At 46.2% G+C, this 4427-nt stretch carries 3 protein-coding genes and 1 pseudogene; 1 reads left to right on the top strand and 3 read right to left on the bottom strand.

The genetic code is table 11. The features are described 5' to 3' along the window. Positions 1 to 1007: 1007 nt before the first annotated feature. Entirely contained in the window at positions 1008 to 1355 is a 348-nt protein-coding gene (locus IM477_RS01080) for a PEP-CTERM sorting domain-containing protein (protein ID WP_287730156.1), read from the top strand. A gap of 157 nt (positions 1356 to 1512) precedes the next feature. Here the strand turns inward: IM477_RS01080 and IM477_RS01075 are convergent, their stop codons facing one another. The 3 genes and pseudogenes from IM477_RS01075 to IM477_RS01065 form a co-directional block, all read right to left on the bottom strand. Beyond that, positions 1513 to 1830, bottom strand: a complete 318-nt coding sequence (locus tag IM477_RS01075; protein WP_002756874.1) for a DUF3067 family protein — start codon at positions 1828 to 1830, stop codon at positions 1513 to 1515. 179 nt (positions 1831 to 2009) lie between these two features. Further along, positions 2010 to 3911 carry a glutamine--fructose-6-phosphate transaminase (isomerizing) gene (gene glmS, locus IM477_RS01070; RefSeq protein ID WP_287730154.1) on the bottom strand — a complete coding sequence of 634 codons (1902 nt, stop codon included), beginning with the start codon at positions 3909 to 3911 and terminating at the stop codon, positions 2010 to 2012. Positions 3912 to 4069: 158 nt separating this feature from the next. Beyond that, positions 4070 to 4279, bottom strand: a pseudogene (locus IM477_RS01065) (hypothetical protein); the annotation flags it as partial. Between the last annotated feature and the right edge of the window lie 148 nt (positions 4280 to 4427).

Raw genomic sequence — 4427 nt, 5'->3', positions numbered from 1 at the left:
TGGCTTAGATGTGTAATTAATTTTGCTTAGGTACTTACCAAAAAAAATTGGGTAGCTGCTGTCACCAGTAATACTAAATCCTCTTTCAAAGGTATGGGGAAGTGGGGAAGTAGGGAAGTGGGGAAATGGGGAAATGGGGGAATGGGGAATTTCAACTAAAACCCTAAAACCCTAAAACCCTAACACCCTAACACCCCACACCCTGCCCCCAGGAAAAACTTTTTGCCGCAAACCCTAACTAGAAAAACTTTTAGTCTTGACATAATATTAGGTCGAGGTCTAATGATCAGCGTTTTAGCTTACCTGTGACCATAAATACTTCCTTGACCGCTTCAAATCACACAAGTCTTTAGATAAGGGCTGTACGATAACCGAAGTAGATTGCATTGTTGCGATTGCGTTATGCTTCTAGTAGTTGGGTAGGGTGCGTTAGGCAATCCCTTGTTTTTAGGGCAAAAATCAAGCTCTGAATATTGCCGTAACGCACCACAAAGAAAGGTTTTTGGTGAGTTACGCTAACGCACTGGGGAGCATCTCACTTTCTTTTCATTCCATTAACTTGACATTTCATCTGTGCAAGGTTATAACTATACTAGAGTGCGTAGTCTACGTACTTTGCCCTAATAAAAAGTAACAAACCACTTAAAATGATCACAAACATCTCTAGACGACTAACCACTGGCGCTCTTGCTATCGCTGGCAGCGTTGCCGCTCTCAGCTTTGCTGGTACTGCCCCCGTCCAAGCGCAGGCGCTGTGTCCTCTACCATTGGGACAACTGTTTTCTGGTTTCATCTCTCAGCCTTGCCTAGTGGGAGACAAGCTTTTCACATTCCTCGCCTCCAGTCCAACGTCTGGGCCTATAACTAGCGGGGTTCTTCTCATAGATCAAATCTTGTCACCGACTATAGACAGACACACCTTCAACTACAGACCAAGTCCCGCTCTGACCCAAGCCGGAGGTACTTTCGTCATAGATTACACGGTCGAGATCCTTGATCCGGCGAAGATGTTCAAAGATTTCAGTATTGGTTATGATGCAACTGGCGCAGGTAACTCGGGTATCTTTACGGAGAAGATGGTTTGGTCAGATAGTATCAATGGGTCGGCGTTAATCGGAACTTCGACGGCTACGACCGCGTTGGGTGCTTCTGGTGCCATGGTTCCAGTTCCGTCCGGTATCACGAAACTCTTCGTCAGAGACACTTACCGGGTCGATTCTCCCACCGGTTCCCTTAACAGTATCACCAACGACTTCACACAAACAACAAAATCAATTGACATCCCCGAACCCTCTGCTATCCTGGGTATCTTAGCCGTTGCTGGTGTTGGTGCTTTCGCTCGTCGCAAGAGCTAGTCACTGTCATTAAATCAAAGGCAAGCGTTGAGGTTAAACTTAACGCCTTTTTTGTGTCTAGAGAAGGGGATGGGGGAGTGGGAAGTGGGGGAGTGGGGACGCAATTTAAATGCAGTATACTGTTCAGTTAACAATCCCACTGGTCACTGATAATTGATCACTGATCACTGATCAGCCATTCCGAGGCCCTTTCACCTAAATCTAAGGCCAGACTAACCGCTTTACCAAGACGGGGACGCTCGCGGGTTTCGCGGATAAAAGCTTGAAATTGACTAAAACCACCCCATTCGTGGAGATAATTAGCGATCGCATTGAGATGTTCCAGATATTCGGACTCGGAGAGGGGAAAAGAAGCTTGTTCGAGATATTTCCACATTACCTGGACATGAACCTTATCTTTGATGCGTCGCAGCTGGATATCGTAGGAACGACCCCATTTTTCTAGTAATAATTGCTGTAAGTCCACACCCGTCATGGTTGCTATCGCTTCTCAGATGTCAGTCGGCCTCTTGATTTTATCATAAATGTCAGGGGAAGACCCTCGGTTTTACCGAAGGGATGACACTCTCGCCATCAACCGCTTCGCGGTGTAAAGGGAGTCCTCTTGCTCCAATTTAGATAGACCTGTGAACCACACTTTCAACCTGATGAACTTTACTCCACTGTGACACTTTTGGCTAAATTGCGCGGCTGATCCACGTCTAAACCGCGACGGGCTGCGATATGATAGGAGAGCAATTGTAGGGGAATTACTGTTAGAATTGGCGATAATAGTTCTTCAATTTCCGGCACATACAACAAATCATTAAAGACTTTTGGCGCTTCCGTATCGCTGTCAGCAACTACTCCCAATAATCGCGCATCCCTTGCCTTTGCTTCCTGTGCATTGGAGAGAACCTTATCATAAACTATCCCCGGCATAGCAATCGCTACTACGGGAACTTTTGCATCTAAAAGCGCGATTGGTCCGTGTTTCATTTCTCCGGCTGGATAGCCTTCCGCATGAATATAACTGATTTCTTTGAGTTTTAAGGCCCCTTCTAAGGCAATGGGGAAATTAATCCCCCGTCCCAAGAAAATAAAGTCTTGGGTGTCATTAAATTCATGGGCTAATTCTTCGATCGCTTTTTCCTGTGTTTCTAAGACAGTTTCGATCGATCTTGGCAGCGATCGCATTCCATTAATAATTTCCTCGATTCTCTCTAAAGACAAAGTTTGACGACGATAGGATAAATCCAAAGCTAAGAGATAAAAACCCAATAATTGTGCCGTAAAACTCTTAGTTGCCGCCACCCCGATCTCGATCCCCGCTTGGGTATTAATAATCTGATCGACCATTTGTGCTAGGGTACTTTCGGGGCGATTAGTAATACCGATAATCCGGGCCTGATATTTTTTTTCTAATCCTAAACGACGCTGTTTTTCCGTTTCCAAAGCCGCTAAAGTGTCGGCTGTTTCCCCCGATTGCGTCACCCCGATAGTTAAAGTATTGGGCATCAGGGGCGTGGGTGCATAGCGAAATTCCGAGGCGTACTGTACCCTTGTGGGAATACCTGCCAACTGCTCGATCAAGTATTTACCGACTAAACTAGAGTGCCAACTGGTTCCACAGGCTAAAATCTGAATATGTTCTAAATTATCGTAAATTTCTTCAGAAAAATTAATATTTATCGGGTTGACATTATCCTCATTTTGTGCTGTCCAATGGGGATGCAGATAGGTCCCTAAACAGTCGCGCACCACTCCGGGTTGTTCGTAGATTTCCTTGAGCATGAAGTGACGATAACCCTGTTTTTCTACGGTCGTCGGACTCCAATCGAGGACTCTGGGGCTTTTACGGACTCTTTTGCCCTCAAAATTATAAATTTCTACTCCCAAGGGTGTTAACCGAGCGATTTCGCCATTATCCAGGGACAGCACTGCCCGGGTATGGGGAACCAAAGCACTGACATCGGAGGCACAGAAAAACTCCCCCTGACCAAAACCGATGATTAAAGGGGCGTGTTGCCGCACGACAATCAATTCATCGGGATAATCGGGACTAATCACCCCTAGGGCAAAAGCACCCTCTAAACGTTCAATTGCCCTTAAAACTGCCTTGAGGAAAGGACTCACCCCCAAGTATTCTTCATCGGTAGGTTTGGGTAGATAACTGGCGATTAGATGGGGAATAACTTCTGTGTCGGTTTCCGAGTCAAATATACAGCCTTTCTCCTTTAATTCTGTTCTTAATACCTGAAAATTTTCGACAATGCCATTCTGTACCACTGCCACCCGTTGACTATTATCGGTGTGGGGATGGGCATTACTTTCTACGGGTTTGCCGTGGGTTGCCCAACGGGTGTGACCGATGCCAATTTGGGAGGGATTAACTTCCTGTTCTAATTTTTCCCGCAGATTGTAGAGTTTTCCCTGGGCGCGGACTCGATGTAATTCACCTTCGAGAATTGTGGCAATTCCTGCCGAATCATAACCCCGATATTCTAAACGTTCCAAACCAGCTAGGAGAATATCGATCGCTGTTTGGGTTCCGATATAGCCAACAATTCCGCACATTCTTTCCCTGACCCCATTTAGGCTAAGTCCGATCTATTCTATCGCAAGCGTGACACTTGTTTGCTTAGAGGCTAAAGACGCACTGACAAGGGCAAAGTTTCCTCTAATGGGACTCATCCTTCGCTCATTTTTGGGAGCAAGATGGGGTCAAAGAGGTCTCAAACGGCTCTTTTCGTGCGTCCGCCAAATCGACGAACTTGACGAGAACCAATAGGAACCATCCAGATTTGGGCATCTGGGCGACGAGCTTCAAGGCGATCACAAGCGGCTATTTCACTCGCGTCAATTTCAAAGTCTCCAGTTTCGAGAGCGATTGCCACAATCTTGCCATGATTACCTTGCTCGACTTGAGAACGTACCTGGGTCTCTTGACAATCTCCGCCCTAAAAGTGCGGAGATTCTTGGGCTGAATCCTGCCTCTACTAGCAAAGCTAATTTTGGTCTTACAGCTTCATGTCTAGTCCGACTACACCTACAAGGCAAGCACTCTTAGGGACTACTCCCCAAGCGTAAATT

Origin of the sequence: Microcystis sp. M090S1 (genome assembly GCF_020246295.1) — a bacterium.
GTDB classification, from domain to species: Bacteria; Cyanobacteriota; Cyanobacteriia; order Cyanobacteriales; family Microcystaceae; genus Microcystis; species Microcystis aeruginosa.
The sequence above is the reverse complement of the archived record's forward strand: the minus strand, read 5'-3'. Positions and strand labels throughout refer to the sequence as shown.

Coding starts and splice junctions, on each gene's coding strand:
- IM477_RS01075 (WP_002756874.1), bottom strand. CDS start 1,830: ATGACGGGTGTGGACTTACAGCAATTATTACTAGAAAAATGGGGTCGT.
- IM477_RS01080 (WP_287730156.1), top strand. CDS start 1,008: ATGTTCAAAGATTTCAGTATTGGTTATGATGCAACTGGCGCAGGTAAC.
- glmS (WP_287730154.1), bottom strand. CDS start 3,911: ATGTGCGGAATTGTTGGCTATATCGGAACCCAAACAGCGATCGATATT.